The organism is Streptomyces atriruber, from assembly GCF_001418325.1.
In the GTDB taxonomy this organism is placed as follows: domain Bacteria; phylum Actinomycetota; class Actinomycetes; order Streptomycetales; family Streptomycetaceae; genus Streptomyces; species Streptomyces atriruber.
The window spans coordinates 1-2,253 of the sequence record NZ_LIPN01000620.1 but is presented as its reverse complement, the minus strand read 5'-3'; the positions used below and the strand labels follow the sequence as shown (position 1 = coordinate 2,253).

2 protein-coding genes are annotated in these 2,253 nt (G+C 75.0%); both read right to left on the bottom strand.

From position 1 onward, the window contains the following. A partial coding sequence (locus AOK03_RS39340) for a glycosyltransferase family 39 protein (RefSeq protein ID WP_107098226.1) occupies positions 1-842 on the bottom strand: 842 nt, incomplete at its 3' end. A 142-nt stretch (positions 843-984) separates the two neighbouring features. Further along, positions 985-2,253, bottom strand: a 1,269-nt coding sequence (locus AOK03_RS39335) for a phospho-sugar mutase (RefSeq protein ID WP_055570131.1), incomplete at its 5' end; no start/stop codon positions are given.

Here is a 2,253-nt window from a genome sequence, read left to right as displayed (position 1 = left end):
GCGAAGTACCCGTCCCAGCGGCCGAGGCGCAGGCCCACCCACCCGACGTACGCGAGCCAGCCGAGCGGGGCGATGAGGGCGCCCAGGAGCGGACGGGTGGGGGAGGGCCGGTGCGGGGTGGCGGTGCGGGGGCCGCGCAGGGTGAGGAGTGCTGTCAGGGACACCGCCGCGGCCACCGCCACGCCCGTGGGCCTGGTGAGTCCCGCGAGGGCGGCGAGGGAGCCCGCCCACAGCCAGCGCCCGCTGAGCACCGCGTACAGCGACCAGGCGCACAGGGCCGTGAACAGCGACTCCGTGTAGCCCATCCACTGCACGAGCGCCACGGGCAGGCTGCCCCACAGGACGGCGAGGACGACACCCGCCCTGCGGCCGTACAGCCGGTCGCCCACCGCGAAGATCCCCCACGCGGCGAGCAGCGAGGCGGCCACCGACACCGACAGGCCCGCCGCGCCCCTCGGCAGCCAGGGCGCGAGGGCGTCGCCCGCCCTGATGAGCAGCGGGTGCAGCGGGAAGAAGGCGAGGTTGTTGCCGTCGACGCGGCTGCCGAGCTCGTGGGCGTAGCCGTTCTGGGCGATCTTCAGGTACCAGTCGCAGTCCCACGACTCCATGAGCAGGTGCCGTACGCCGCGGTGGTCGCGGTGCGCCCACACGGTGAACACCAGCAGGCCGAGCGCCCGGACGGCCGTGTACGCGGCGAGGGCGGGCCAGGCGTGGCGCAGGGCGCGGGTGGCGCGCGCCCGGAGTCCGCGGGGCGCGGGCGCGGCGCCGTGCGGGCCCCTCGACGCGGGCGCCGGGACGCGGGACGGGGCGGCGGTGGAGGGCTCGGAGAATTCGTACGGCACTGCGGCGGCTCCCGGAACGTGAAAGTGCGCTACCGGTCGTCCCTTCCTGGGAAGACCGGCAGCGCACCGGGTCACTGCGGCAGTCGCGTCGCGGAACCACCCGGACGGGTGGTCCGGGCGGCCGCGCCCGCGGAGACTCGCGTCAGATGCCCGCCGCCGCCGAGAGGTCGCGCTTGATCGCGGCCAGGAGGTCCGTCGCGCGGGTGCGGGCCTCGGGCAGCGCGGCCTTGTCGGCCACCGGGACGACCACTTCGAGGTAGCACTTGAGCTTCGGCTCGGTGCCGCTCGGGCGGACGATGACGCGGGCGCCGTCCAGCGTGTAGCGCAGGCCGTCGGTGGGCGGCAGCGACTCCGTGCCGCGCGTCAGGTCCTCCGCCTTCGACACGGCCAGGCCCGCGAGCTCCGTCGGCGGCTGCTCGCGCAGGCGGCGCATCGCGTCCGCGATCAGGGAGAGGTCCTCCACGCGGACCGACAGCTGGTCGGTGGCGTGCAGGCCGTGCTCCACGGCGAGGTCGTCGAGGAGGTCGAGGAGCGTGCGGTTCTCCTCCTTGAGCCCGGAGGCGAGTTCCGCGAGCAGGAGCGCCGCCGTGATGCCGTCCTTGTCGCGTACGCCCTCGGGGTCGACGCAGTAGCCGAGCGCTTCCTCGTAGCCGTAGCGGAGGCCGTCGACGCGGGCGATCCACTTGAAGCCGGTGAGGGTCTCCTCGTACGGGAGGCCCGCCTTCTCGGCGATCCGGCCCAGGAGCGAGGAGGAGACGATCGACTCGGCGAAGGTGCCGGTGGCGCCGCGGTCGACGAGGTGGGCGGCGAGGAGCGCGCCGACCTCGTCGCCGCGGAGCATCCGCCAGTCCGCGCCGTCCTTGACGGCCGCCGCGCAGCGGTCCGCGTCCGGGTCGTTGGCGATGATCAGGTCGGGGGCGGGGGTGGTACGGGCCGCCGTCGCGAAGGACAGGTCCATCGCGCCCGGCTCCTCCGGGTTCGGGAACGCGACCGTGGGGAAGTCCGGGTCCGGCTCGGCCTGCTCGGCGACGAGCACGGGCTCGGGGAACCCGGCGCGGGCGAACGCGGCGAGGAGGGTGTCCTTGCCGACGCCGTGCATCGCCGTGTAGACGGCGCGGGCGGTGCGGGGGGAGCCGGGGGACAGGACGGCGTCCGTGCGGGCCAGGTAGGCCTCCAGGACGCTTTCGTCGAGGGTTTCCCAGCCGGTGTCGGGGCGGGGCACGTCGTGGAGGCTCGCGATGGCGTCGATCTCGGCGGCGATCTCCGCGTCGGCGGGCGGGACGATCTGGGAGCCGTCGCCGAGGTAGACCTTGTAGCCGTTGTCGCGCGGGGGGTTGTGGCTGGCCGTGACCTCTACGCCTGCCGCTGCGCCGAGGTGCCTTATGGCGAAGGCGAGGACGGGGGTGGGGAG